A 24,749-nucleotide genomic window follows, 5' to 3' on the forward strand; every position below is an offset into this window, starting at 1 on the left:
CTATTTTAATGTTCAACTAAGGAAAGAATCAATACTTGCCAATTAATGAAATTTATTATTTAACAGAGAGGTCATCTACAATTTCCCAGTATCCATTCCGGGCAGAGCCTTTATGGATAATAACACCTTCTTTTGTCATCTTTTGAAGGTGATATTTAACGCCATCAGGAGTTAAATCTAACACAATACCTAACTCATTACGAGTAATCTTAGGGTTATTGCGGATTTGATCCAGTATCTTATCACGAGTACTCTGTGAAGTATATTTCTCTGCAGCCAATGTTTCATTAATCACTCCCAATATAAACTCAATGAATGGTGTACATCCATTCTCTCCTCCACTAATGGCAATTGCCTGATAATATTCTTTTCGATATTTATAAACAATATTCTCAATAGGTAGGTTCTTAAAAATAGGACGCCAATGACTTAGAATGAGTGTTTGCCAAAGCCTTCCGGTACGCCCGTTACCATCGGAAAAAGGATGTATGAATTCAAATTCGTAATGAAAGACACAACTCCTTATGAGTGGATGTTCATCGGTTTTTCCCAGCCAATCGAATAAGTCTTTTATCAAAAAAGGTACTCGTTCAGCAGGTGGCGCATAGTGTATAATCTCATCACCTGAGGCTACACCAACCCCTTTAGAACGAAAGCTCCCTGCATCGTCAATTAATCCACTTTCCATTATTAGGTGCGCTTTCAACAAATCGTCTACACTATTTGGATTCAACTCATCAAGCAACAAATATGCTTTAATTGCATTCCGGACTTCCTGAACTTCATTTATAGGAGCTATGACCGGTTTACCATCGAGTATTGCTGTAATTTGATCTATACTCAAAGTATTACCTTCAATAGCTAATGAACCTTGAATAGTTTTAATTCTGTTTATCCGATGTAAACGTAATTCTTCTCGTGCATAAAGGTTACCTATTCCCTCACTTATTTTAGAAACAAGGTCTATTATTTTTGTAGTAATCTTATATGGAGGCACATATGTCATAATCTTACAAAGATAGATAGTATTTTTGATTTGGGTAGTTTTATTGGGTAGTTTTTATTCAAAAGCTACCCAATAGTTTCGGATATATATCAAAATAAGGATTAATATGTAAATTAGTGCAAGGTGCAGCTATCTATATATAGATAGCTGCACCTTGCACTAATCTTAAACATTGGAAACGAATAGCTTGTAAGATTTGAAAATAAAATGTATATTTGAATACCGATTAATCACGGTAAGATCTTTGGTTTTTAACGAGTATACATTTTGTTACCCAAGTGTTATCACTAATAGGAACAACATCTGTTATCTCATTGATTATAAGCTAAGAGTTGAGGAGAAATCTAAATCCTCTTTCTCCGCAATAAAAAAAGCCTTATCGAATTGATAAGGCTTTTTTTGTTCATATTCTTAATTTTAACTATATTTTTTAAAGCATACCACCTAAACTATCAGACTATTAATTATTGCTAAACAGGACTTTTTTCTTTTGTATAGCTATAAGCCCATGCTATAAGAATAAATTGCAATGGAAGCCTTAGTATTGCAACTGGTAAATACGGATTATTTTGCTTATAAAAATCAATGGCCATTTGAATATTTGCCGGAAATACCGCAATTAATAACGCAACGGTTAACCAGGCTCCCAGCCTCCTCGTAGGTTTTAATAAAAGTAAAATACCGCAAATCATTTCACATATCCCACTTATTTCTACTAATTCTCTGTGATAAGGTAAATACGGCGGCATAATTTTCATGTATAAATCCGGTACTATGAAGTGATTAATTCCTGCCAACACATACATAACTCCCATTAGGTAATACAATAGTTTTTTCATGTTAATTATAGATATTTAAATTTATATTAAAGGTACATTATAAATATATACAGAGCAGGAAATATATGCTGATATTTTTATTTTATTACCTCAATACTTTATGTACTTTTATCAGTAAAAATATTTTAATGAACTGCAACGTAAAAAATGAACGTATTTTACTAAGTTTTAAGATATATTCATAGCTGTAATATTAATTTCTTACTGATGTATTCTTTAATTTTTACGAACGCACAATTAAGACGAATGAAAAAGTATATATGTTTATATTTTGTGTCATCTACAGTTCTAGCTATATATCTATCTGTCTATCATTTTTTAAAATCACCTTTATTTTTAAATTCAGATCATTTTGCTAACACTACGTTACTAAAAACATAGAGTTCTCTTAGCAGCCATAGCCCCCCACTGCTCTATAACTTTTAACACAGGCTCTAAACTTTTACCAAAATCCGTTAAGTGATAACTCACTTTTAGCGGAGCTTTATTAGTATGAACTGTTCTTACTATTAAACCGTCTGTTTCTAATTCTTTTAATTGTAAACTCAAAGTACGCTCCGTAATCGAAGGAATTTCTTTTCTAAGTTCATTGTATCTTTTTTCTTTTGTAAGATGCATTAAAATAACTGCTTTCCATTTGCCTCCAATATACTTCATGGTAACACTTGTGTTGCAGGGATATTGATTGTTTTTAATGATTTTCATTTTATACTATCTCTTTTGACCGTTATTGCAAAGTTAAAATACTATACTTATGTTTGCAACTATAAAATTGATAGTTTAATTTAATATTTACAAAACATGGATTTTTTAACATTAGCACAAAAAAGATATTCTACTAAAAAGTATACTAAAACCAAAAAATTATCTGAAGAACAGTTAAATGAACTCAAAGAAATTTTGAGATTAAGCCCATCATCTATCAATAGCCAGCCATGGAATTTTATATTTATTGAAAATGACGCGGTTAAAGCAAGTCTGGCTGAAGCTTCCTTTTTTAATGAAAATAAAATTAAAGATGCCAGTCATTTGGTAGTATTTTGTGCAGAAGATAGTATTTCAAATTTCGAAGAACAAATTATTAATCATTTACCTGAAGGTTCACAGGCTTATTACAACCAGTTTATTAAAACAAGACCAGAACAGGAAATTAAAGCATGGATGCAGCACCAGGTATATATTTCATTAGGATATTTTTTAAGTGCATGTGCTGCTATGGGAATAGATTCTACTCCTATGGAGGGTATAGATGCTGTGAAATATGGCGAAATATTAAATCTAAAACATTTAAAACCTTTGTTTGCTGTTGCTATAGGATACAGGGATTCGGAGGATAGTAATCAGCCTTCCTTGCATCCTAAAACCAGACAAGAAAAAGATAAAATTATCACGGTAATAAAGTAAATAAATTCTAACAAAATTTGCCTGAAAGCTACTTATCAGTAACTAATCCGATACCTGCTTTCAGGCAAAATTTATATTTGTATTTTATACTATTATCATTTCTTTAAGGTGACCATCTTTTTCAATAAGAACCATTCCTGTTAATTCCGAAACAATAATTACCTGCTTTCCAATCAGTAGTTTCTTGGGATGTCTTAGTTGTAAAATAATATTTCAAATTATCTTTTTCGGATAATATTTCAATACCTTCTTTATTTTTGGAAAACCGAATCTCGAATCCATTTTCTTTAAGTTTGTTGATAAGAAACTCTATAGTTCTTTCGAGCGAAAACGATATGCTTTTTCTAACATCTAAATTGATATAATCTGGCAGGCTAAAATTAATTACATCTGTTAATTCCTCATTGATAAAATTATACCTTTCTGCATCACAATATTTTTGTTTAAACTGTTTCCAACGTGAGTCATAATTTTTTTTATAATTATGAAACGAACAACCTAAAAAATATAGATTTTCATTATTACATTTTTTGTATTCCGATAAAAACCTTGAATTAATTTTACTATGATACCTCTTTTTTACTTCTTCCGTGTATTGAGGAAAAACCCTGATTTTTTCTGACTTCTCTGAATTTTCCCCACTGCTATCATCAAAATTTGATTTTATTTCTTTAGATTTATATTGCTGTTGCAACAGACTCAATTCTTGTTCTAATTTATATGTTTCTATAAGTACTTTAGGTATCATAGGGCTTACATGCAGTTTATATTCAAATTATCCACCTGTAGTGTGTGTGTTTTTTACACATAATTTACAACAAAGAGATTTAATTCAGTACTGACTTTAGGTTTATCTCGCATACTAATAAATGCAACTTTTCAATTGATATATACAGGGTAATGGTAATACCTAGAATTGTATATACATTCAGTAATGATTATTTACAAAGTTCAGTACGTTTAAATTTGATAAAATATTTATTATATGTTGTATTTTAATTCTCAGACCTATAAAAACCTCTTTAAATAAAGAGTACTAAAAAAGATCAACCATCTTTTCATCTGTTTACAAACTATTTTAAATATAAATTCAAAATAGATTATTATATCATAAAGATATAAATAAATATATATATAGCCAAATATTAATTATATTTATTTGTATTTATATTTGTTTATTTGTTAAATTTCATGTTGAAATATAACATTACAGACGTTCCATCATACTTTAAATTTTAGTATAATTGAAAAAAAGTTTAGGTATATTTGTTTATTATTAAGTCTCTGCATTATGGCAACATTACAAAACGATATTCTTACTTTACAAATAAATTCTCTGGGAGCTGAGCTTTGCAGTATAAAACACAATGATACTGATAAGGAATATATCTGGCAGGCTCATCCTGAGTTTTGGAAAAGACATTCTCCTGTTTTATTCCCTATTGTCGGCAGTTTATGGAATGGAAAATATATAAATGACGGTGAGGAATACTGCATGGGACAGCACGGCTTTGCCCGTGATATGGTTTTTAATTTACTCTCTGACTCTTCTCAGAAAATTAGCTACCAGCTGGAAAGCAACGAGGAGACACTTTCTAAATATCCTTTTCCGTTTAAACTTATTATAAGTTACGGGCTTGAACAAAATTTTGTACATGTGAACTGGGAAGTAGAGAATACAGGTAGTAAGGTTATGCATTTTCAGATAGGTGCACATCCGGCTTTTAACCTGATTGACACAACTGAGATGAGTAAGGGTTATTTGGGTTTTTCTGAAAAGGAGCTTCAGTACATGCTTATTAAAGAAAAAGGCTGTATAGATGTTTCTGAACATTATGTATTATCGCTAAACGAAGGTTTGCTTCCTATAATCTCTACTTTGTTTGACCGTGATGCGCTTATTTTTGAAAAACAAGGAATCTCTTGTATTGATTTGCTCAGCCCTAATAAAAAACCCTATGTACGCGTGCATTTTGAGTCTCCACTGGCTGGAATATGGTCTCCGGCAGGTAAAAACGTTCCGTTTGTTTGTATTGAGCCCTGGTATGGCCGTTGTGACCGGGTAAATTTTTCCGGAGAATTTAAAGACCGCGACTGGATGAACCATCTAAATCCGAATGAAATTTTTAAAGCTAAGTATTCAATTGAGATAATATAAATTAGAAAATAAGTAATATTTTAAGACAAATAAAACTTTTTATGTTTATGATGCAGTCTAAGGCTTATTATTGAGCAGGTAAAAACAATGGCGAACAAAACTGCAAATAGAGTTTCACAAATGTTAAGTCCATCATCTACAGGCGAAAAACCAAAAATTTTATTTAATTTTTCAATTTGAAGAATTATAATTAAAATAAAACTTATAGGTTGTGCTACAATATACATTATACCTCCAGATATCAGTATTTGCTTTACATTAAGTTTTAATTTTTTTTCATTAAAGTATATTAGGGTAAGGAATGCTAAACACATGCCTATAATATACGATAAGGGCAAAGCTATGATAAAGAATATGAATAAACGTAATCCTAAAAACATAGTATTGGTTTTAAATAAGTTATTACCGTTTTATTATTGCATGTAAAAAATTCACCCATTTTTTTGCTTCTTTAAAATTTAAGTTACAATCAAAAATTAATTCTAGCTATACAATTTACTCTATTTTCTATCAAAGGGTATTACCTTTTGTGCTAACAAGCGAGCTTTTAGCTCATCAGCATAATAGTGTGCAAACTTTTCTTTTTCAATAACTGGTATTTTAAAATATGCGTCAAAGCGCCTTTCCCAAAGCTCATTCTCTTCCTCTTCAAGAGCTGTTTTTTCTACTACATTTAAATAATGTACATAGTGCCCTATTTCATGAAGCAAGGTTCTATAAAGTTGTGTGTTTCTAATATATTCCAATTCATAGTCTGCAAGGTAGTATTTTCCATTATCAATAATCTTATGACCGTCTTGTTGTAACCTGCTTATTTCTTTTTGATCTTCAATCGAAAGTTTCTTCTTCCATTTAAACTTCTTTTCATAATCAATTGCATCTAATATAATTGCAGGATAATATTCATTCTCATAATCATATGAATAAATTAATCTACCCCATACGGGCGATAAAATTTCCTCTTTTCTTTTAGGTTGACGAAAAATCACATATTTAAGCTCTCCTAAATCCTGAGGTGGAATTTCATTTAGTAAAGTTACAACATCATTTACTGTACAAGCGTGTTCTGATGTTTTACGTGTTTCCTCTACTATAAAAACAAATTCATTATCTTTAATGTTTTTATGTATTTTTTTATGATTCCCTATTCGCTCATAAAATGATTTTCTTGCTAAAACCGTAGATCCTGGTATAACTAATTTATTGTTTTGTCCAGCTCCTTGTTTAGCTGTTCCAATATTTCTATTTCTTCGTGTAGGATTATACATATTTAATCAGAAAAATTCTACCCTCTACCTTTCAGAACCTCTTCCATAAGGCGTACTTTATCGCGTTCAGTTTCCAAGAGTTTATCGTATAATTCTACAATTTTATCTACGGTATTGAAAGTTGGGTAATTTTGATTTGCTACAGCATTATATTTAAAATCCGTAAATGTATTTGCAACAATATTTACCGTTGTTCCTTGTTCCAGCTCAATAATAGCTTCTACAGGAATATTAAGTGCTTTAGCAATTTTCTCCAAAATTTCCGCATCTAGCTTTTCTTTCTTTTCAAGCTCTAAATACTCTTGTTTATTAATTCCTAATTTTAGTGCAATTTCAGATACTGGTATATTTAGATGTTCTCTAATTGATTTTATTACTTTTCCTTGTAAACCCTTTTCATTATCGACAATAAAATTTTTTATAAATTCATGTTTTATATCTACCATTTTTTTATTGTTCAAATTTTCAATAACTTCTATAGGTACTTGAAGAATATCTGCGATTTTCATTAGAGTTTTTTTATTATCAAATTCTTTACGTTCAATTTCTGATATTGACTGTTGTGTTATATCTAACTCTATAGCTAAGAACTCTTGTTTATAACCTAAGAGCTCTCGAATACGTTTAATGTTTCTTTCATGATGTATATTTAAATCCGGTTTAATCATCTTTACAAATTTAAAATTTATTTATCAATAAGATAAAAATTAAACTACAATATATTACCTGTTTTATACAGGTTATTTAGAGTTAAGAATAAGACCAAGAGATTATAAAATATCAATATATATTTATTGATAAAAGTACAACATAATGTTTTGACTTAAAAATTAGATTCCTATTGAGAAATAAGAAAATGAGCTATGAACTGATATTTTCAATCTATTAGTAATGAATAAAACTACGCACTCATCTAATTTGAATTTTTTGAAAGGTCATTAAGTTAGATAATATATCTTATAATCTGAAATTAAATTGTGGTATTAACTATTTATATCCTGTTTTGCTTGTCTAAATATTAGAATGAGCAAATATTCCTTAATTGGCATAAGCTATTTATATATGAACAAAATATATTTGATTGAACTAATTAATGCACGCTTATTGGTATATTAAAAGTATATAGCACTAAAAGATTTTTTTGAATTTATTATAACTAATTTAATGTTCTAAATTAACGCTAAACTTATTGAAGAAAGCTGTCTAATACACAGCTTTTTTTATATATCATTTCCTTTTAAAATACATTTAAAAAAATTTAGCTTCATTTTTTTCACCTAGTTTATAAAAGCAGAATAAATAGTCCTATTACTATAATTAAAAATTCTAGTAAATAAAATGCATAGGTATTATTTACTAAGAACCTGACTACAACATCAAGCAATAAAACAAACAATGCCATTGCCAGTAGTGTTGAAAATCGTAAAAATTGAATAAAATATGGACTTGCTGAATTTGTTAAAGTAAATCCCATCCATACAAATACAACTGAGAATATGTTTAGTGGCGATATTTTGTATTTTTTGATTTCCATAGGTAATTAGTATTAGTTAGCGTTTAAAAAAATATAATAATAAAATTTATGTAGCACCTTTTTATACAGGTAAATTGTATGGTGTTTAACATAATTTGACATCTATATCTGGCATTATCTCTCTTTTTGTTTTTGTGCACATGAGGCCACAGAGATAAATTTAGACAGCTAAAGACAATTAATTACTAAATATAAGAAAAATTATTTATATAATTAGGATACATGAATAAAATTATATAGTAATTAGAGATTTATATTTTTTCTTAATTATCAATATAATCTATTTACCGATATACAAATTTTATTTTATACTATTTAGTTGAGCATGCTTTTTGGCATATTAATTAATAGAAACGCTAAAAGATTTTTTTATAGAATCAAATTATTATAATTACAATTAACACTAAAACTTATTGAGGAAAGCTGTCTAACCCGCAGCTTTTTTTATTTTATCTTATTTTAATTTATCTGCACTATATTTCCCAAATAAAATCATCTTTCACAAATCGTTATAATACAAGCTATTATACTCAAACCTAAACCTATGTAAGAATAAACCAAAGAGTTAGTTTCTATGATTTTTTTATACTTTTAATTTAAAATTAACAAAATATTGTGCGATTTATCAGATAAATTTATTATTTTTGTTTTCATATACAAATACATTTAATTAAAGCGCTCTTTATAAGGTTAATAAATTAATAATAAATACAGTTAAATCCTGCTTTTTTTAAACAGGATTTAACTTTTTTTAACAATCAGCACCTCTTCATTAATCTCTTTTGCCTTTGTCTGTTTACTATATCAATTCGAGTTATATATAAATATATAAATATTATTATATTCGGTTAATTCTGTATACTTTTTGATATTTGTTATATAAGAAATGACAAAGATATTTTCACACTTTTTTATAGTAATTTAATTTTTATTTGCACTAACAAATTAGAGAAAGCTGTTAATTTTTAACAGCTTTTTTTATTTGTTTAAAACTTTATTAAAGAAAATATTTTTATATAGAAATTTTTAATCTATCAACCAAATTATTAAATACTCACAACAATATGATTATCAATTATATAAAAAATCAGTCTATTAATTATATTGTTTAATTATAAATTTAAATATATTTAGTTCTCTAAAGATCCCCAATTTTATATTTTTAATTAACATTATACAAAAAAAAATCATTATTTATATTTATCCTATAGTTTTAACATCTATTTTTTTTATCTTATAAAGGATAAAAAAAGTATTCTTATTGAATATTTTAAGTCATTATCTTTATAAAAATGTTAGATTTTACGGTTTTCCTTTTTTTATATGTTATTTTTCTCTGTTATTTTGCATCATAGAAAAACTTTATTGCGAACGCAAACAACTAATTAATTTATTAACACTACGATTTTTATTAAGGAAAGCTATTTAATGGCTTTCTTTTTTTTATAAATGTTTTTGGATCAGATACTAATTGTAATTTTTATTAACTCTAAACTCAGACTATAATCTAAAACTTTAAGAACATTAATTTTTTAAACAATTAAATCACTGATAAACAATTAATTGATGTATAATTTAAAAAATTTAAATAAAATATTATTATGAATTTTTAGCTCATATATTATTTTATTCTTACCTTTATCTTGTCTTAAGAGAATTTTGATTCTTTTAAGTCGTATAAATTTAAAATGAGATTTAATCCTGCTTATAATAAGCAGGATTTTTTTATATATTCAGATACTATTTATTTACTTAAATTGATAGGTTGAGGGTATCAGATATGAATCAAACCTTATTTCTCCTTCATATAACCATTTTAGTGTCTTATCATCGATATATTTTTGTAACTGATTTTTTACCTCATTTACTCCCTTATCCCTAAGGATGAGTTAGAGCTGTTGGATCTGTTGAATAAAGAACCTTAAAACAAAAACCCCGCTAAATGCGGGGTTTTAACATATTTGTAATCATATATTTATATAATATAATAAAATAACTTATCAATACTTCTTATACATTACTCTAATTCTTCTAAAATATATTCCTCATAATTATTATCCTTGGTTTCGTTTAAATATCTTTCTAAGTAAAATTTACCTTTAATGTCATTTGCTATTATTCCGATAAATCTTATACTAGCAATAGCTATGTACGAAGACATGTTATCTATATCTAAAAATAATATAGGATATGTTTTAATGATAAATTCTTCATTGTTATTTTTATATGGAAAAAATGCTGGATAGCAATAAAAAAGGTCTATTAATGTGTAAATACCAAAGTCATATCTACAACTTATCATTTTACTAATATTATCAATATAATAAGAATAAAAATTACGATGAAAACATTCTGATATTACACCATAATCATCACTAAAAAAATGATAAACATTAACTATATTAAATAGAAACTCATCTGAATAATTAGTACTTAAATCCTGAAAATATAGATTTATTTCTTCAATAAATTTTTCAGGATATTTTTCTATATATTTTTTTTCTTTGTCTGTTAAGGACAATGTCTTATTCTCTATTATTTTAATTAATATACTCATTTTTAATTTGTTTTAGTTTCTATAATTTTAGGAGGCTCAATTAATAATTCGTTAAACATATATGTATTTGTACCATAAAAACTAAAATTAATAACTTTATCCATATAAGTTTTAACACTTTCATTTTTTAATAGTGAGTCCTAGACGTTGAGAATGCCCTACAGTTACTCCTGGACCATAGGGTATAGATATCATATTTAATAAGACTTTGGAACCAGGCCTAACTGTATATTCTACTATTAAATTATATTTACAGCTACTTCCAAAATCATATAACGCTTTCAGTGCATAATCTAATCTAGTTGTTACAAAAGGTCCTTCTCCCATATAATTTCCTTTTTTATCTGTTCTTTGCATCAATGTTCCCTCTGTCCTATTGTACTCACTAAAAGACATAGCTCTATAGAATTTTCATTTCTTGAAGAACTTTCTTCATTAGATTTAGCTACAGCTTTTCCTAAAACTCCTGCATGTTGTTTCTCTAAGAATGCTTGCTCACCATTATTTAATTCCGTGGAATGAAGTAAAGCGCCTACAGTAGTGCGTGGAATCATAGTCGTTACATTTATAACATCTAAAGCAAATGATTTCTATGTGTAACTTGTACTTCTTGAAAAAGTACCGGAAGAAGTACCAGAAGCTGTTCCTGCAGTGACTTCATTTTGTTTTCCATTCGGATCTACATACCTTATTGGATTCTGATAACAATATCCATAGATATTATGGTTAAACGAGTTATATACTCCTCCGTTATGCTGACCACTAATATAATGCTCAACTTCCATAATTGGATTATAACCGCTTAGATAACCAAACACTCTCCCCCGGATTATAGTATCTAGCTCCGTAGTAATAAAGACCTGTTTCCTCATCCAACTCCTTACCGTTACATACAAAAGGGTGATTCCCTTCGGTTTTTACTTTTTTCTAAAAAACTCTTACTCCTGTTTAAATATCTAAACAAGATTATAGTAAACCATTTCAATCAACTCTTTTACCTGCCAAAGATACTATTTTAAGATAAACCCCGAATAAAAGTCCCGAGACTTTTCAACTCTGTAGAATGTGTTGTCAGCGACCTGCATTTTTATTTAATTTAATCACTTTTTACCATGACAACACAAAACAAGTCTTCAAACCAAAACCTTAACCTTAAAGACTTCTTAGTTACTCTTGAAAAACTAAAAACCATTACCGACTACGAGAACTTATGCTTTACTCTTAAATCCCTCTGTAAAGTTACCCAAACCGCTTTACTGGCTGATCTATCCTTCCCCAATTACACCAAACACTACCAATGGGATATTTATAATATTCTCCAACTTATTCGCTAGCTTGTTCCTAAAGACGAGTTTGAGTTGTTGGATTTGCTTAATAAAGAAGAGTAAAATTAAAAACCCCGCTCGATGAGCGGGGTTTTTCTTTTAAAATTACCATTAATTTATTAGTAGTCATAAGATAATTTTATCTTGAAAAATCACCTTACTAAAACTTCTGTCATATCACCACCCATTAATCTTTTCAAATCATAAGATAAATTGACATTATTTACAAACTCATCTACCTTAATACTATCCATATTACTTTTTTCATTCAAAATATCCTTAGGTATCCAAAAAAATTTAGATAGTTTAAAATCATTATTTACAAATAAAAATATATCTTTTGCTATAATTTCAATGTCAAAAATATCTTTTGTTTTACCTATACTTTCTCCCCCAAAATACATTGACTCTTGATCGCTAGAAATATCCGAATTAAATCTCAAAGCTTTTATTCCTAAAGCCACTATATAAGAATAGTCTAAATACATTAAATACTTCTCCTTATTAAATTCATGTTCAGATACACCTAGATTAATATAAGGTATTATTAAATTTTCTTTATTTTTAAGAATAGTACCAAAATATGCTTCAAGAGTATCTACAGGTTCGTTTTCTATTTTATATTTTTTCACTTTCTACTTCTTTTGCAAAATTATTTCATTAATTTGTCCTTGTATTGGTTTTCCACCTGTTGTCTTATAACCTTGATTCATTACATTTTAGTTTTACTCATAATTTTATAATTTTCCAATCCTTCTGCTGTTCCTTTCCATATTTTATTAAAAAATTTATTAGACATAGTTCCTCTGACTGTCACAGTTCCTCCTTGTTCTAAAGAAGGTAAAATATGTTTAAGAAATTCTGCCTGAGAATTATTTGCAATAATATTTTTAACAGACCCTGCTCCAAACCATTTACTAAAATTCGCTACATCATCTGCTATTCCTATTTTTGCCATCATATCATAATTTATAAATCCCTTCAACTCCGTAACTGCTCCTCCGAATAAATCAACTTGAAACCCTGTAAGTTTAACAACATTTCCAATTCCCACACCTGCAAATCTCAAACCTATCCCAGCTGCCTTAAATGCCAACATCCAATAAAGCATACTTTCTGTTTCCGAAAAGAAATTTTCCAAAGCGGAATCATATTGTTTCTTTTCAACTAAACTAGTTCCAAATGCCTTATTCCAAAACCTTATTGTCCAAGCATCAGTATTTTTATGATATAGAGTTCCACCTAATCTTTCTAGTTCTTTATAACGATTAACATCAGGTTTTGTATCTCCTACATATGTCCATCCATTTATTGGGGAACTAGACGACTGAATAAATCCTTGGTAATTTATAAACCATCCTATTGGTAGATCATTTGGTTCTATACCCGTTGGATCTGTATATCTTATCGGATTCTGGAATGTATAAGCATAAGGACTAATATTTGGGCATTTCTCAGCCAACGGATCGACTGACAACCACACAGATTCCCTTGGATTGTAATATCTGGCACCGTAATAGTAAAGACCTGTTTCCTCATCCAACTCCTTACCGTTGCACACGAAAGGATTTATTCTTTTAGTTTTTACTTTTTTCTAAAAAACTCTTACTCCAGTCTGTATAACTAAACAAGGCTATAGTAAACTATTTCAATCAACTCTTTTTACCTACCAAAGATACTATTTTAGGATAAAATACAAATATAAGTCCCGAGACTTTTCTACCTTGGTAGATTCTGTTTGCAGCGACCTGCCTTTTTTTTAATTTTTAAATCTTTCTATCATGCAAACAGAAAACAAGTCATCCAATGAAAAACTAAACCCTAAAGATTTCTTAGTTACTTTAGAAAAACTAAAATCTATTCCCGATTACGAGAATTTAGGTTTTACCCTTAAATCTCTTTGTAAGGTTACCCAAACCGCTTTATTAGCGGAAATTTCTTTTCCTAATTACACCGAACATAACCAATGGGACATTTACAACATCCTTGCTCTCCTGCGCTCGCTTATCCCTAAAGACGAGTTAGAGTTGTTGGATTTGCTCAATAAAGAACCTTAATACAAAAACCCCGCTAAGTGCGGGGTTTTTCTTTTTAATATTTACTGAATTTTTGTCTATAATTTTTGAATGCAGTCTACCCACTCGAGTTTTTTTTGTTATTTAATATAGATAATTTTAGAAATGCTTATTATTGTTATATTCATTAAAAAACAATTCTATGTATTTACTTTTTTCTATTTATAACTTTGTACACTAAAATAATTGAAATTAAAAGTATAATTAATCCATCTATAAATAAATTAAATAAAGAAAATCCATATTGTTTTACTCCATCTACATAGACCTCGTGATAAAAATTGAATGGCAAACCAACGTTTCTTATAACATAACGATCTTTCAATATTAAATAATCAATAATATTTACAGATACAAATATTATAAAAAAAACAATTATAATTTTAAAAAAATTCCATTTCATAATTCTATATTTTAATGCGCAGGAAACCTCATTATAGATGGTGCTCTCCTTTTTGCAGAATTTCTCTTTGATTGCTCTGTATCATTCACAACAGCACCTTTACTATTGACAGACAGATTGCCATAAATACTAACAATACCTGACTCTTGAGAAAAAACTTTCTTGGGAAGTATCTTACCATCCTGCTGAGTAACCATATAAACATTACCCAAACCAAACCAACTAGAATCAAAGTCTCCCTTATAAGTATAAGAACCTCCCGAATATCCGGCCATACCAGACGAATATTTCACGTTAGAATAATTTAAAAAATTCGAAGCAAAAGGTTCTGTATTACAACCATAAAAAACAGCTATACTACCATTAGGATCAAAATTCCAATCAATCAACCCCCATCCTTCAGGAGATAATTGTCCCCTATCGTCAAATACTCCAGTCTCTAATCTCAAATTATATTGTCCTAAGGTTACCAATTCACCAACCGGTCCATCTGTACCACCATGCCAAAAAAATGAAGCTTCAACGGTCATTCCATATCCTTCTTTTCTAGCCTTTTGAACCTCGCTCTCAACAACTTCTTTTAGTTTCCCTAGATCTTTAACTGTCAACTCTACAACTTTGTCTTTAGGATTATTTTTTTTGATTTCTTTAGCTCTTGTTTTCAACGCATCTACAAAATCTCCCGCCCCACCTGTGTGAATTAAAAAATGTACATTACCAGGTGGATCTCCTGCCCCATTCTCTGGCATCATTCCGGTAGGATCAATATATTTAACTGGATTATTAAACGTATACGCATAAGGACTTACACTCGAATATTTTTCTGCCATAGGATCCACGCTTAAGAATATACTCTCCCTTGGATTATAGTATCTCGCTCCGTAATAGTAAAGACCTGTTTCCTCATCCAACTCCTTACCCTTACATACGAAAGTGTGAATTCCTTTGGTTTCTACTTTTTTCTAAAAAACTCTTACTCCAGTTTGTATAACTAAACAAGTCTACAGTAAACTATTTCAATCAACTCTTTTACCTGCCAAAGATACTATTTTAAGATAAAATTTAAAAAAAAGTCCTTAGACTTTTCTACTCTGTAGAATGTGTTTGCAGCGACCTGCCTATTTTTTAACCCTTAATCTTTTTTATCATGACAACCCAAAAAAAGTCTTCCAATGAAAACCTTAACCCTAAAGACTTCTTAGTTACTTTACAAAAACTTAAAACCATTCCTGACTACGAGAATTTAGGGTTTACACTTAAGTCCCTTTGTAAGGTTACGCAAACCGCCCTACTAGCGGAAATCTCTTTCCCTAATTACACGGAACACACCCAATGGGACATTTACAACATTCTTGCTCTCCTACGCTCGCTTATCCCTAAAGATGAACTCGAACTCTTAGACCTACTCAATAAAGAAAAGTAAATAAAAAACCCCCGCTCGATGAGCGGGGGTTTTCTTTTTATTTCATTCTAATGTCCTAACTAAATACAACCTTGACTTCAATGAAGTAATTAATTGTCCATTTTTTAAATATTTAACACTTGGACTTTGCATTATAAAAAAAACACTCTTGTTAATATCTTTACCCATCACAAAATATCTACATTCTAAAGTATCTAATTTTAAGGTAAATAAAGTACTATTTTCCCCAAAGCTTTCACCAATTCTAATTCCATTATTAAATATGCCTTTCCTTGTTATACTTATATGGATAGTTGTATCTTTATTTATATTAATAACAGAATCTCGCTTGCCCTCTACACGTTTAGTAATTATTATTTTCCTAATATCCCATTCACCAAGCAATGCTTCAAATTTATTGATATTAGAACTCCCTTCTGTAAAAGGTAAATACATCTTTTCTATAACAGGCTCACTCTCTTTAAAAGTGTTTTCATTCTTATGAGAACATGAAATAAAAAAACAAAATAAAATAAATAATATTAAATTATACTGTATCATCTTACACCTATATTACTATTAAATTCTTTTATCATATCTACTTGATCTTTAACATCAACAGATTCATACATCTTATCTTTAACATCAGGCACAACTGGCCTATAAAGTTTAGCATCTTTTAAATCTGACATTCCTCCTATAGTTCTATTGTATAAAAGAATATCCTTTAGACTTCCATAATAAGCTTTTTCATCTCCTGCAAAATAACTCTCCCACACCAATTTACCATCTTTTTTTACTGCTTCCATAATATGTCCTCCTCCTTTCCATAAGTAAACATCTCCTTCTTTATAATTACTCACTCCTTTCATTTCTTGATAACCTGATGCTTTTAAATATTTACCGACATCTCCTCCTGGTATTAAATATACCCCACCAGTTAAGACACAACCAAAACAATTGGTTGAATAATCCATATCATTTTTATCAATTAGCTTTCCATTAGTATATTTTACAGTATATAATGCCGGCAAAGTAGCATTTCCTTTATTTAAGCTTAATACTTGAGCATAAACGTAATCATTGAACGTTTCACCATTCCCTATTGGCTCCATCGTTAATTCTCCACCTAGCAAATATTCTCGTTTATTCCCATTTAATACATTTGATCTAGCCTGTTTACCATTAGGATCTACTAACACAATCGGATTCTGATAACAATAACCATAGGTATTGTGATTAACGAGTTATAAACTCCTCCGTTATGTTGACCATCAATGTAATACTCAACTTCCATCACCGGGTTGTAACCGCTTAATGGATCGGTAGATAACCAAACGCTCTCCCTCGGATTATAGTATCTGGCACCGTAATAGTAAAGACCCGTTTCCTCATCCAACTCCTTACCGTTTCATACGAAAGGATTTATTCTTTCAGTTTTTACTTTTTTCTAAAAAACTCTTTTTACTGTTTAAATATCCAAACAAGGCTTCAGTAAACTATTTCAATCAACTCTTTTACCTGCCAAAGATACTATTTTAAGATAAAATTTAAAAAAAAGTCCTGAGACTTTTCTACTCTGTAGAATGTGTTTGCAGCGACCTGCCTTTTTATTTAACTTAATCACTTTTTACAATGCAAACACAGAATAAGTCATCCAATGAAAACCTGAACCCTAAAGACTTTTTAGTTACTTTACAAAAACTAAAATCTATTCCCGACTACGAGAACTTAGGCTTTACCCTTAAATCCCTCTGTAAAATTACCCAAACCGCTTTATTAGCGGAAATCTCCTTTCCTAATTACACAGAGCATACTCAATGGGACATCTACAACATTCTTGCCCTCATTCGCTCCCTTATTCCTAAAGATGAACTTGAACTCTTAGACCTACTCAATAAAGAAAAGTAAATAAAAAAACCCCGCTAATGCGGGGTTTTTCTATTAATTATATGTCTGTCTAAATTTTGGGATAGTCTAAGATTAGGGTAATTAATGTTTATAAAATTATTTATTATTCTACTCTATTTCTCCCTCTATATTCTTTAATTGTCTTGTCAAAAGCATCTTTCTTAGCTTCTAAATTATATTGAGTCCCTATAATAAATAACTTTGCCAAATAAATTATTAATAAAAGCATTAATAACAATATTATCAAACCTAATATTTTTTTTCTTTTTCTAATCTTCATATATACTTTTATTTGTTACAGGTAAAGTATTTGAAGAACCTACCCCAATTAAATTTTTATAATTTCCTCCTTCTCTAATAGAATTTAAATCTGCTTTTGTATCATTAGAATTAATTTTTTTTGCTCCATCTAAGGCTTCGTTTGTAGTAAATCCAATACCTACCATAAAATACCCCCACATAAAATTACCTTCATCCATATAATTATATGCTCGATTCCCTCCTCCTTGATTAATAAAAAGAGGTCCTTTATCAGTAAATATTTCTGTACTAGTCCAGGTTCCTCCTTCTCCAACATCTGCTAACATCCTAGGTAAAGAATATGCTGAAGGATCCATCTTTCCTCCATTAGATTGAGTTAAAGCTTTATAATTTCTAGATATCCAATTCATTTTCTCAATACATGACTCTTTCTCATGAAAATCAATCCAATCAGAAGTCATTGCATATATAAAAGTATGCTCTTTAAATTTAGAACCAAACTTTTTCATATTATAATTAATTGCCGCTACATCTGTTTTTGGATCATTAAATACATAATGTGTTTGTTGCTTAGTTTTTGAATTTTCTATTACTAAAAAATCTTCTCCTGCTTTTTTATCTACCCTAACAAATTTTCCATTTTCATCAAATACATAATCATCTGTTCCTTTCATCCCTGTAGGATCAATAAATTTAACTGGGTTTTGATAACAATACTGATACGAAGTCATTGTTTGTTCAAAGAGTGGATCCACTGACAACCACACACTTTCTCTCGGATTATAGTATCTCGCTCCGTAATAGTAAAGACCTGTTTCCTCATCCAACTCCTTACCGTTAAATAAGTAAGGGGTATTCCTTTGGTTTCTACTTTTTTCTAAAAAACTCTTACTCCAGTTTGTATAACTAAACAAGGCTATAGTAAACTATTTCAATCAACTCTTTTACCTGCCAAAGATACTATTTTAAGATAAAATTTAAAAAAAAGTCCTTAGACTTTTCTACTCTGTAGAATGTGTTTGCAGCGACCTGCCTTTTTATTTAACTTAATCCCTTTTTACAATGCAAACACAAAAAAAGTCATCCAATGAAAAACTAAACCCTAAAGATTTCTTAGTTACTTTACAAAAACTAAAAACCATTCCTGACTACGAGAACTTAGGCTTTACCCTCAAATCCCTCTGTAAAATTACCCAAACCGCTTTATTAGCCGACCTCTCTTTCCCCAATTACACGGAACACAACCAATGGGACATTTACAACATTCTTGCTCTCCTACGCTCGCTTATCCCTAAAGATGAACTCGAACTCTTAGACCTACTCAATAAAGAAAAGTAAATAAAAAAACCCCGCTAAGTGCGGGGTTTTATCATATTAATTTAGAGAGAAGATATATTTACATCTTTTCTACTCTAAATTTTAATGTATCTATTTTTATGAGAGTTGAGCGAGACTCTCCTGTTTCAGTAACAGCAGTAGTACTCCAGGGATAGTAAATAGAATCATTTTTTATAATAAATACTCTTTGTAATATTCCCCAAGACATCTTTTTTGTCTTAGCACAAGAGGTAAATACAAAAAATACATCTCTTATAATTCCTCCTTTAGACTCTATCTTACAGGGACAATCTTTATTCATATTATAGCATTCTACAAAAGGTGGGGAATACCATAAAGTATCTCCTTTAGATGATATTTTAGGAGGTTCTTTATAATTATATACTTCCTTGAACTTATTTCTTACATCTGAGGGTAATTCACGATAGTTTATTTCTGTGTAATCATCATTTCTAACCGGCCAAAACCATATAATAAATGATGTACAGAATATAAAAACTAACAAAAGTATAATTACTGATTTCTTTACTTTCATAATATAATTCTTTGTTATTTCAAGTCTTTCTCTACCTTAGGATACCAAACATTTACATTTGCGTCTGCATGTCCACAATGATTAGACATTCCACAACCAAACATATCTGTTTTCAACTGATCTTTATACTCTATCCGTGAATTTGCATCTTGATAAAATTCATTCGTCAAAGCGCCTGAACCTGTAATTCCCTGACCTGCTCCACCTACAAGATCGGCTTTCGAATCTACTTGAATGGAATTAATATGAAGCTGTTCCATGGGTGTAAAACTATATGCCGACTCATTAACTATGGTAGGAACGTTAACCATCACTAAGTTTATAGTAGGTATCTCATCTAACTCTCCTTTGCTTACCATTAAAGATAGGGCTTTATATACATCTTTTGCTACTACTCTGGCTACTTTAGCTCCATGACTATGACCTCCAATGGCAATACCTTTCCCTCTGTATTTCCCTCCTGAAATATTACTCTTGATGGATTTTATAACATCTTTTGCTATTCTATGCCCTGTACTAATCCTTCCTTCTTTTCCGTTCCAAAATGCATTATCTCTACTGTACAAACTTCCTGACCATCCCCATGAATAAAATTTCCCAAACCTTGCTTTAAATTTATTTTCAAAACTTCCTTTAAAATAGGTATTTGCATCCCAATCACCGGTTCCATGCATAAAATGCGCTTGCTTCCCATTCGGATCTACCATTGTTACAGGATTCTGGTAGGTATAACCATAGGTATTATGGTTAAACGAGTTATAAACTCCACCATTATGCTGACCGTCAATGTAATGCTCGGTTTCAAAGATTGGATTATAACCGCTTAACGGGTCGGTAGATAACCACACAGACTCCCTCGGATTATAGTATCTAGCACCGTAATAGTAAAGACCTGTTTCCTCATCCAACTCCTTACCCTTACATACGAAAGTGTGAATTCCTTTGGTTTCTACTTTTTTCTAAAAAACTCTTACTCCAGTTTGTATAACTAAACAAGGCTATAGTAAACTATTTCAATCAACTCTTTTACCTACCAAAGATACTATTTTAAGATAAAATACAAATGAAAGTCCCGAGACTTTTCTACTCTGTAGAATGTGTTGTCAGCGACCTGCCTTTTTTTTATTTAACTTAATCCCTTTTTACCATGACAACACAAAACAAGTCTTCAAAACAAAAACTAAACCCTAAAGACTTCTTAGTTACTTTACAAAAACTTAAATCTATTCCTTACTATGAGAACTTAGGTTTTACCCTCAAATCCCTCTGTAAAATTACCCAAACCGCCCTGTTAGCGGAAATCTCGTTTCCCAATTACACGGAACACAACCAATGGGACATTTACAATATCCTTGCCCTTATTCGCTCGCTTATTCCTAAAGATGAGTTAGAGTTGTTGGATTTACTTAATAAAGAACCTTAAAACAAAAACCCCGCTAATTACTTAGCGGGGTTTTTATTAAAATTATCTCTTTGTAAATATATTTAATTACTATCCATTATAAAATCCACTCCCATACCAAACAATACAACATAATATTATTAATAAAATATCTATAATACCTATAAATAAATAATACCATTTCATTCCATATATTGAACAAAGGAACATTGATATCACAAAAGAAATTATGCTACTAAATAATATAACTTTAGCAAAAAGATTTAAATACTGAGCATAAAACAATTCTTGATACTTTTTATCCTTCTCTATGATTAGACCTCCTTCATATACTTGAGACAAAACATTACCTTCTTTATCAAAAGTTTGACTTACTAATATTCTAGTGCTACTACGATCTTTAAAACTAAAATAAAACCCTATAGATATTATTAATATCAAATTAATTATTATATAAAATACTTTCATAATTATTTATTTTTATAAGGAACAACATTATTTTTATAATTAACAGTATTACTTTTTGTAGACCCAGAGTATTTGCTCACGTTATTTAAAAATGTAGTCCAATGAGCAGTCTGCGCATCATACCCAAAACTACTAATAAAACTATCATACCCCATCCAAGCAGAAAAAGTTCCTACTCTTAAGTTAGAAGATATTTTAAAAGTAACATTATTTCCCGTCCCCGATGCTGTAAAAGTAATAGTTCCAGCCTCTGGATGTCCTTTCCATGTCTGAAACATCATACTATAAATGCACTTATCATCATCCATATATGAGTTCATTACTGTTACGCCTGTATGAGTCATCCCTATATATATATTACCTTTATTATCTGCTACAGCATAAGATGCTTTTTTTGTTTCCTCATATTGAGCATCATTATAATAATTTTTTCTATTTGATTCCATATAAATAGGCCCTCCTACAATACCTATTTGATCTCCTTCTTGTAAAAATTCTCCCTCACCTCCAGAATAAATATAAAAATATGACTGCCCTTTAGTATATTTTGAAAAATTCTGATTAATATCCTTAAATATCTCTTTCGCAGTTTTTTTAGAATCTGTTATTGAGATAGTATAAGTTCTCTGATATAAATCTCCATATCCATCAGCAACAGACTGAAGTTCTTTCTTTGGAGGGTCTCCAGGACCATTCACTTCTTCCCCTTCAAGGCCTAGTGGATCTACATACTTAATCGGATTCTGAAACGTATACGCATAAGGCGAAAAATTCGGGTATTTCTCAGCTAGTGGATCCACTGACAACCAAACAGACTCCCTTGGATTATAGTATCTGGCACCGTAATAATAAAGACCTGTTTCCTCATCCAACTCCTTACCGTTACATAAGAAAAGATCTTTTCCTTTGGGTATCACTTCATTCTAAAAAACATTACTCCTGTTTGTATATCTTATCAAGTCTACAGCAAACTATTTCAATCAACTTTTTACCTGACAAAGATACTATTTTAAGATAAAATTCGAATAAAAGTCCCGAGACTTTTCTACTCTGTAAATTTTGTTTGCAGTGACCTGCCGTTTTTTTATAATTATTCATTATGCAAACCGAAAATGTACAAACAAATTCTAATGAAAAACTGAACTCTAAAGACTTCTTATTTACTTTACAAAAACTAAAATCCATTCCCTACTACGAAAACTTAGGTTTTACGCTGAAATCCCTTTGTAAAATTACACAGACCGCTTTATTAGCTGACCTCTCGTTCCCCAATTACACAGAACACACTCAATGGGATATTTACAATATCCTCCAACTTATTCGATCCCTTATCCCTAAAGATGAGTTAGAGTTGTTGGATCTATTGAATAAAAAACCTTAAAAACAAAAACCCCGCTATTAAGCGGGGTTTTCTTGTTAATATTTACTGTAATATTTGTCTCTAATTTTGAATGAAGTCTACTATTACAAGTGATAGTTTATAGTTTCAATAATTTACCAACCTTCTCCACTATGCCCTGGCGATGTTACCCAGCCTATTACTTCTAAGACTCTTCCAAAACCTTTTTTAGTTCCACCTTCATAAAAAGAAAACGTTTTCCCCTGTTCAATATCAACATCAATATAAAAATAAATCTCAACTATTCCTTTTTCATTTAGCCCCATCTCCTTACGATCTAACAGCTTTATTGATCCAGATCTTTGCCCTATAAACGCACTCCCATCGAATATAAAACCAGGAGTATAACCAGAGATAAAAGGATGTTTTCTATGTATGATTTCTATTTCTGCTTTTATTTTAAATAATTGAGGTAATTGTTTCATTTTTTATCAAAATTAATTTACTTGTAATACTTTTAAAAACTTCCATGCCTTTTATTAAAATTCTTCCAATAGGTATTCCATTTAGACCTCCCAAAATTATTGAAAGGTACTGATGTATGATTAAACACTTTAGGAGATGATAGCTCTTTTAATAAGTTCCCTGGAACTGATAAAGCTTTCATTCCATCCATTTCTCCTTTATACAATAATGATTCAAATTTTTTAGGAATACTTGTTTGTATAATTGTAAAAGGGGTTTCATCCCTACCAAAATTTAGATAACCGAAATTTGAAGCATCTTTTTTACTCATCGCAAACAGTTTATCTTCATATCCTCCAGGCAATAATCTTACTCCATTTTTGGCTATATCATCTAATTCCGCCTTTGATACTGCCCGATAAAGTTTTATTGATTTATTGCTTTTCAATGCCATTTTGGCTCCAGTCGCCCCCCATCCTATAAAAGGAATCATTGCGGAAGCAGATAAACTAGCATTTAAATAATCTCCTTCCCATGCATACATTCCTGCATTTATCCCATCAAATACCTCTCCGAAAACTGGAATCATTCCAGCTCCATCTAACAATTGATGGTCTATATCATTAGTGGCTGGATTAGTTCTAATTGCAGTATGTAATCTTATGCTGGCAGCTCCCTGATTTTCTGTATACCCGTTCCAATAACTATGTTTGATACCTACTTTACTCGTACTTCGTTGACCCGTTATTACAATTTCTGGTAATTCAGTCTCGTTCCCTTCTGTAGGATCTACACCTTTATTAGGCATCATACCCGTAGGGTCGGTATAATTGATTGGATTTTGATACGTATACTGGTAAGGCGTCATGGTCATCTCCACCATTTGATCCACACTTAAGAATATACTCTCCCTAGGATTATAGTATCTTGCACCGTAATAATAAAGACCTGTTTCCTCATCCAACTCCTTACCGTTAAATAAGTAAGGGGTATTCCAACTGTTATTACGTTCTTCCACAAAAACCTCGCCAAAAGGTACATATTCTACGTGTTGTACGA

At 30.2% G+C, this 24,749-nt stretch carries 34 protein-coding genes; 9 read left to right on the forward strand and 25 right to left on the reverse strand.

Annotated features, from left to right (window positions below; translation table 11 throughout):
• Positions 1-55: 55 nt before the first annotated feature.
• From EQ921_RS07255 to EQ921_RS07265, 3 genes are all read right to left on the reverse strand, one after another.
• Positions 56-997: a Fic family protein gene (locus tag EQ921_RS07255; protein ID WP_221410479.1), complete on the reverse strand. Its 942-nt coding sequence runs from the start codon at positions 995-997 to the stop codon at positions 56-58.
• 479 nt (positions 998-1,476) lie between these two features.
• Positions 1,477-1,845, reverse strand: a complete 369-nt coding sequence (locus EQ921_RS07260; RefSeq protein WP_128149053.1) for a DoxX family protein — start codon at positions 1,843-1,845, stop codon at positions 1,477-1,479.
• Between the two features lie 369 nt (positions 1,846-2,214).
• Positions 2,215-2,550, reverse strand: a complete 336-nt coding sequence (locus tag EQ921_RS07265; protein WP_128331129.1) for a helix-turn-helix domain-containing protein — start codon at positions 2,548-2,550, stop codon at positions 2,215-2,217.
• Positions 2,551-2,646: 96 nt separating this feature from the next.
• Between EQ921_RS07265 and EQ921_RS07270 the strand changes: the two genes are divergently transcribed.
• Entirely contained in the window at positions 2,647-3,249 is a 603-nt protein-coding gene (locus EQ921_RS07270) for a nitroreductase family protein (RefSeq protein WP_128149057.1), read from the forward strand.
• 121 nt (positions 3,250-3,370) lie between these two features.
• Here EQ921_RS07270 and EQ921_RS07275 read toward each other — a convergent pair whose 3' ends face one another.
• Positions 3,371-3,997 carry a hypothetical protein gene (locus tag EQ921_RS07275; protein WP_128331130.1) on the reverse strand — a complete coding sequence of 209 codons (627 nt, stop codon included), beginning with the start codon at positions 3,995-3,997 and terminating at the stop codon, positions 3,371-3,373.
• 543 nt (positions 3,998-4,540) lie between these two features.
• Here EQ921_RS07275 and EQ921_RS07280 point away from each other — a divergent pair.
• Positions 4,541-5,407: an aldose 1-epimerase family protein gene (locus tag EQ921_RS07280; RefSeq protein ID WP_128331131.1), complete on the forward strand. Its 867-nt coding sequence runs from the start codon at positions 4,541-4,543 to the stop codon at positions 5,405-5,407.
• Between the two features lie 20 nt (positions 5,408-5,427).
• Here the strand turns inward: EQ921_RS07280 and EQ921_RS07285 are convergent, their stop codons facing one another.
• From EQ921_RS07285 to EQ921_RS07320, 8 genes are all read right to left on the reverse strand, one after another.
• Positions 5,428-5,787: a hypothetical protein gene (locus tag EQ921_RS07285; protein ID WP_128331132.1), complete on the reverse strand. Its 360-nt coding sequence runs from the start codon at positions 5,785-5,787 to the stop codon at positions 5,428-5,430.
• A gap of 120 nt (positions 5,788-5,907) precedes the next feature.
• Positions 5,908-6,675, reverse strand: a complete 768-nt coding sequence (locus EQ921_RS07290) for a hypothetical protein (protein ID WP_128331133.1) — start codon at positions 6,673-6,675, stop codon at positions 5,908-5,910.
• A 17-nt stretch (positions 6,676-6,692) separates the two neighbouring features.
• Positions 6,693-7,343: a helix-turn-helix transcriptional regulator gene (locus EQ921_RS07295; RefSeq protein WP_128331134.1), complete on the reverse strand. Its 651-nt coding sequence runs from the start codon at positions 7,341-7,343 to the stop codon at positions 6,693-6,695.
• A gap of 614 nt (positions 7,344-7,957) precedes the next feature.
• Entirely contained in the window at positions 7,958-8,209 is a 252-nt protein-coding gene (locus tag EQ921_RS07300) for a hypothetical protein (protein WP_128331135.1), read from the reverse strand.
• Between the two features lie 2,017 nt (positions 8,210-10,226).
• A complete protein-coding gene (locus EQ921_RS07305) occupies positions 10,227-10,766 on the reverse strand; it encodes a hypothetical protein (RefSeq protein WP_128331136.1) in 540 nt (179 codons plus the stop codon).
• Between the two features lie 120 nt (positions 10,767-10,886).
• Positions 10,887-11,162: a hypothetical protein gene (locus tag EQ921_RS07310; RefSeq protein WP_164875603.1), complete on the reverse strand. Its 276-nt coding sequence runs from the start codon at positions 11,160-11,162 to the stop codon at positions 10,887-10,889.
• Positions 11,123-11,320, reverse strand: a complete 198-nt coding sequence (locus tag EQ921_RS07315; RefSeq protein WP_128331138.1) for a hypothetical protein — start codon at positions 11,318-11,320, stop codon at positions 11,123-11,125. Before EQ921_RS07315 ends, EQ921_RS07310 begins: the two co-directional genes overlap by 40 nt.
• Before the next feature lie 238 nt (positions 11,321-11,558).
• The gene (locus EQ921_RS07320; RefSeq protein WP_128331167.1) at positions 11,559-11,642 is read right to left on the reverse strand and encodes a hypothetical protein; all 84 of its coding nucleotides are present in this window, start codon (positions 11,640-11,642) and stop codon (positions 11,559-11,561) included.
• A 236-nt stretch (positions 11,643-11,878) separates the two neighbouring features.
• On the opposite strand from EQ921_RS07320, the gene EQ921_RS07325 reads away from it, so the two are divergent.
• Complete coding sequence (locus tag EQ921_RS07325; protein ID WP_128331139.1) at positions 11,879-12,100, forward strand: hypothetical protein; 222 nt, start codon at positions 11,879-11,881, stop codon at positions 12,098-12,100.
• Positions 12,101-12,243: 143 nt separating this feature from the next.
• Here EQ921_RS07325 and EQ921_RS07330 read toward each other — a convergent pair whose 3' ends face one another.
• Together EQ921_RS07330 and EQ921_RS14960 are read right to left on the reverse strand one after the other, a co-directional pair.
• A complete protein-coding gene (locus EQ921_RS07330) occupies positions 12,244-12,723 on the reverse strand; it encodes a hypothetical protein (RefSeq protein ID WP_128331140.1) in 480 nt (159 codons plus the stop codon).
• Positions 12,724-12,803: 80 nt separating this feature from the next.
• Positions 12,804-13,652 (reverse strand): RHS repeat domain-containing protein, encoded by an 849-nt coding sequence (locus tag EQ921_RS14960; RefSeq protein ID WP_305000477.1) that lies wholly within the window; start codon positions 13,650-13,652, stop codon positions 12,804-12,806.
• Positions 13,653-13,872: 220 nt separating this feature from the next.
• Between EQ921_RS14960 and EQ921_RS07340 the strand changes: the two genes are divergently transcribed.
• Positions 13,873-14,148: a hypothetical protein gene (locus EQ921_RS07340; protein ID WP_128331142.1), complete on the forward strand. Its 276-nt coding sequence runs from the start codon at positions 13,873-13,875 to the stop codon at positions 14,146-14,148.
• A gap of 166 nt (positions 14,149-14,314) precedes the next feature.
• Here the strand turns inward: EQ921_RS07340 and EQ921_RS07345 are convergent, their stop codons facing one another.
• Both EQ921_RS07345 and EQ921_RS07350 read right to left on the reverse strand, forming a co-directional pair.
• Entirely contained in the window at positions 14,315-14,569 is a 255-nt protein-coding gene (locus EQ921_RS07345; RefSeq protein ID WP_128331143.1) for a hypothetical protein, read from the reverse strand.
• An 11-nt stretch (positions 14,570-14,580) separates the two neighbouring features.
• The gene (locus EQ921_RS07350) at positions 14,581-15,480 is read right to left on the reverse strand and encodes an RHS repeat-associated core domain-containing protein (RefSeq protein WP_255424449.1); all 900 of its coding nucleotides are present in this window, start codon (positions 15,478-15,480) and stop codon (positions 14,581-14,583) included.
• A gap of 236 nt (positions 15,481-15,716) precedes the next feature.
• Here EQ921_RS07350 and EQ921_RS07355 point away from each other — a divergent pair, with 236 nt between their 5' ends.
• The gene (locus EQ921_RS07355) at positions 15,717-15,992 is read left to right on the forward strand and encodes a hypothetical protein (RefSeq protein ID WP_128331145.1); all 276 of its coding nucleotides are present in this window, start codon (positions 15,717-15,719) and stop codon (positions 15,990-15,992) included.
• A gap of 42 nt (positions 15,993-16,034) precedes the next feature.
• Here EQ921_RS07355 and EQ921_RS07360 read toward each other — a convergent pair whose 3' ends face one another.
• Genes EQ921_RS07360 through EQ921_RS07370 form a run of 3 tightly spaced genes read right to left on the reverse strand, consistent with a single transcriptional unit; the run spans position 16,035 to position 17,370 of the window.
• Positions 16,035-16,532: a hypothetical protein gene (locus EQ921_RS07360; RefSeq protein WP_128331146.1), complete on the reverse strand. Its 498-nt coding sequence runs from the start codon at positions 16,530-16,532 to the stop codon at positions 16,035-16,037.
• Entirely contained in the window at positions 16,529-17,173 is a 645-nt protein-coding gene (locus EQ921_RS07365) for a hypothetical protein (RefSeq protein ID WP_128331147.1), read from the reverse strand. Before EQ921_RS07365 ends, EQ921_RS07360 begins: the two co-directional genes overlap by 4 nt.
• Entirely contained in the window at positions 17,167-17,370 is a 204-nt protein-coding gene (locus EQ921_RS07370) for an RHS repeat-associated core domain-containing protein (RefSeq protein WP_128331148.1), read from the reverse strand. Before EQ921_RS07370 ends, EQ921_RS07365 begins: the two co-directional genes overlap by 7 nt.
• A gap of 236 nt (positions 17,371-17,606) precedes the next feature.
• Between EQ921_RS07370 and EQ921_RS07375 the strand changes: the two genes are divergently transcribed.
• Positions 17,607-17,882, forward strand: coding sequence for a hypothetical protein (locus EQ921_RS07375; RefSeq protein WP_128331149.1), 276 nt, complete (start codon positions 17,607-17,609; stop codon positions 17,880-17,882).
• 269 nt (positions 17,883-18,151) lie between these two features.
• Here the strand turns inward: EQ921_RS07375 and EQ921_RS07380 are convergent, their stop codons facing one another.
• On the reverse strand, positions 18,152-19,057 hold the full coding sequence (locus EQ921_RS07380; RefSeq protein WP_255424450.1) for an RHS repeat-associated core domain-containing protein: 906 nt from the start codon (positions 19,055-19,057) through the stop codon (positions 18,152-18,154).
• A 148-nt stretch (positions 19,058-19,205) separates the two neighbouring features.
• Between EQ921_RS07380 and EQ921_RS07385 the strand changes: the two genes are divergently transcribed.
• Positions 19,206-19,481 carry a hypothetical protein gene (locus EQ921_RS07385; RefSeq protein ID WP_128331151.1) on the forward strand — a complete coding sequence of 92 codons (276 nt, stop codon included), beginning with the start codon at positions 19,206-19,208 and terminating at the stop codon, positions 19,479-19,481.
• 58 nt (positions 19,482-19,539) lie between these two features.
• Here the strand turns inward: EQ921_RS07385 and EQ921_RS07390 are convergent, their stop codons facing one another.
• On the reverse strand, positions 19,540-20,016 hold the full coding sequence (locus EQ921_RS07390; RefSeq protein WP_128331152.1) for a hypothetical protein: 477 nt from the start codon (positions 20,014-20,016) through the stop codon (positions 19,540-19,542).
• Between the two features lie 14 nt (positions 20,017-20,030).
• The gene (locus EQ921_RS07395; RefSeq protein WP_221410480.1) at positions 20,031-20,924 is read right to left on the reverse strand and encodes an RHS repeat-associated core domain-containing protein; all 894 of its coding nucleotides are present in this window, start codon (positions 20,922-20,924) and stop codon (positions 20,031-20,033) included.
• Between the two features lie 239 nt (positions 20,925-21,163).
• On the opposite strand from EQ921_RS07395, the gene EQ921_RS07400 reads away from it, so the two are divergent.
• Positions 21,164-21,439 carry a hypothetical protein gene (locus tag EQ921_RS07400; RefSeq protein ID WP_128331154.1) on the forward strand — a complete coding sequence of 92 codons (276 nt, stop codon included), beginning with the start codon at positions 21,164-21,166 and terminating at the stop codon, positions 21,437-21,439.
• Between the two features lie 449 nt (positions 21,440-21,888).
• Here EQ921_RS07400 and EQ921_RS07405 read toward each other — a convergent pair whose 3' ends face one another.
• Positions 21,889-22,803, reverse strand: coding sequence for an RHS repeat-associated core domain-containing protein (locus tag EQ921_RS07405; RefSeq protein ID WP_128331155.1), 915 nt, complete (start codon positions 22,801-22,803; stop codon positions 21,889-21,891).
• A 182-nt stretch (positions 22,804-22,985) separates the two neighbouring features.
• Between EQ921_RS07405 and EQ921_RS07410 the strand changes: the two genes are divergently transcribed.
• Complete coding sequence (locus EQ921_RS07410) at positions 22,986-23,267, forward strand: hypothetical protein (protein WP_128331156.1); 282 nt, start codon at positions 22,986-22,988, stop codon at positions 23,265-23,267.
• A 113-nt stretch (positions 23,268-23,380) separates the two neighbouring features.
• On the opposite strand, the gene EQ921_RS07415 is transcribed toward EQ921_RS07410, so the two are convergent.
• Together EQ921_RS07415 and EQ921_RS07420 are read right to left on the reverse strand one after the other, a co-directional pair.
• Complete coding sequence (locus EQ921_RS07415; protein ID WP_128331157.1) at positions 23,381-23,710, reverse strand: hypothetical protein; 330 nt, start codon at positions 23,708-23,710, stop codon at positions 23,381-23,383.
• A 32-nt stretch (positions 23,711-23,742) separates the two neighbouring features.
• Positions 23,743-24,749, reverse strand: a 1,007-nt coding sequence (locus EQ921_RS07420) for an RHS repeat-associated core domain-containing protein (protein WP_164875604.1), incomplete at its 5' end; no start/stop codon positions are given.

This window comes from Apibacter sp. HY039, from assembly GCF_004023655.1.
In the GTDB taxonomy this organism is placed as follows: Bacteria; Bacteroidota; Bacteroidia; order Flavobacteriales; family Weeksellaceae; genus Apibacter; species Apibacter raozihei.

Coding starts and splice junctions, on each gene's coding strand:
- EQ921_RS07275 (WP_128331130.1), bottom strand. CDS start 3,997: ATGATACCTAAAGTACTTATAGAAACATATAAATTAGAACAAGAATTG.
- EQ921_RS07310 (WP_164875603.1), bottom strand. CDS start 11,162: ATGTCTTTTAGTGAGTACAATAGGACAGAGGGAACATTGATGCAAAGA.
- EQ921_RS07385 (WP_128331151.1), top strand. CDS start 19,206: ATGCAAACACAAAAAAAGTCATCCAATGAAAAACTAAACCCTAAAGAT.
- EQ921_RS07295 (WP_128331134.1), bottom strand. CDS start 7,343: ATGATTAAACCGGATTTAAATATACATCATGAAAGAAACATTAAACGT.
- EQ921_RS07340 (WP_128331142.1), top strand. CDS start 13,873: ATGCAAACAGAAAACAAGTCATCCAATGAAAAACTAAACCCTAAAGAT.
- EQ921_RS07355 (WP_128331145.1), top strand. CDS start 15,717: ATGACAACCCAAAAAAAGTCTTCCAATGAAAACCTTAACCCTAAAGAC.
- EQ921_RS07325 (WP_128331139.1), top strand. CDS start 11,879: ATGACAACACAAAACAAGTCTTCAAACCAAAACCTTAACCTTAAAGAC.
- EQ921_RS07415 (WP_128331157.1), bottom strand. CDS start 23,710: ATGAAACAATTACCTCAATTATTTAAAATAAAAGCAGAAATAGAAATC.
- EQ921_RS07270 (WP_128149057.1), top strand. CDS start 2,647: ATGGATTTTTTAACATTAGCACAAAAAAGATATTCTACTAAAAAGTAT.
- EQ921_RS07300 (WP_128331135.1), bottom strand. CDS start 8,209: ATGGAAATCAAAAAATACAAAATATCGCCACTAAACATATTCTCAGTT.
- EQ921_RS07260 (WP_128149053.1), bottom strand. CDS start 1,845: ATGAAAAAACTATTGTATTACCTAATGGGAGTTATGTATGTGTTGGCA.
- EQ921_RS07305 (WP_128331136.1), bottom strand. CDS start 10,766: ATGAGTATATTAATTAAAATAATAGAGAATAAGACATTGTCCTTAACA.
- EQ921_RS07285 (WP_128331132.1), bottom strand. CDS start 5,787: ATGTTTTTAGGATTACGTTTATTCATATTCTTTATCATAGCTTTGCCC.
- EQ921_RS07410 (WP_128331156.1), top strand. CDS start 22,986: ATGCAAACCGAAAATGTACAAACAAATTCTAATGAAAAACTGAACTCT.
- EQ921_RS07375 (WP_128331149.1), top strand. CDS start 17,607: ATGCAAACACAGAATAAGTCATCCAATGAAAACCTGAACCCTAAAGAC.
- EQ921_RS07345 (WP_128331143.1), bottom strand. CDS start 14,569: ATGAAATGGAATTTTTTTAAAATTATAATTGTTTTTTTTATAATATTT.
- EQ921_RS07360 (WP_128331146.1), bottom strand. CDS start 16,532: ATGATACAGTATAATTTAATATTATTTATTTTATTTTGTTTTTTTATT.
- EQ921_RS07280 (WP_128331131.1), top strand. CDS start 4,541: ATGGCAACATTACAAAACGATATTCTTACTTTACAAATAAATTCTCTG.
- EQ921_RS07290 (WP_128331133.1), bottom strand. CDS start 6,675: ATGTATAATCCTACACGAAGAAATAGAAATATTGGAACAGCTAAACAA.
- EQ921_RS07390 (WP_128331152.1), bottom strand. CDS start 20,016: ATGAAAGTAAAGAAATCAGTAATTATACTTTTGTTAGTTTTTATATTC.
- EQ921_RS07265 (WP_128331129.1), bottom strand. CDS start 2,550: ATGAAAATCATTAAAAACAATCAATATCCCTGCAACACAAGTGTTACC.
- EQ921_RS07315 (WP_128331138.1), bottom strand. CDS start 11,320: ATGATTCCACGCACTACTGTAGGCGCTTTACTTCATTCCACGGAATTA.
- EQ921_RS07400 (WP_128331154.1), top strand. CDS start 21,164: ATGACAACACAAAACAAGTCTTCAAAACAAAAACTAAACCCTAAAGAC.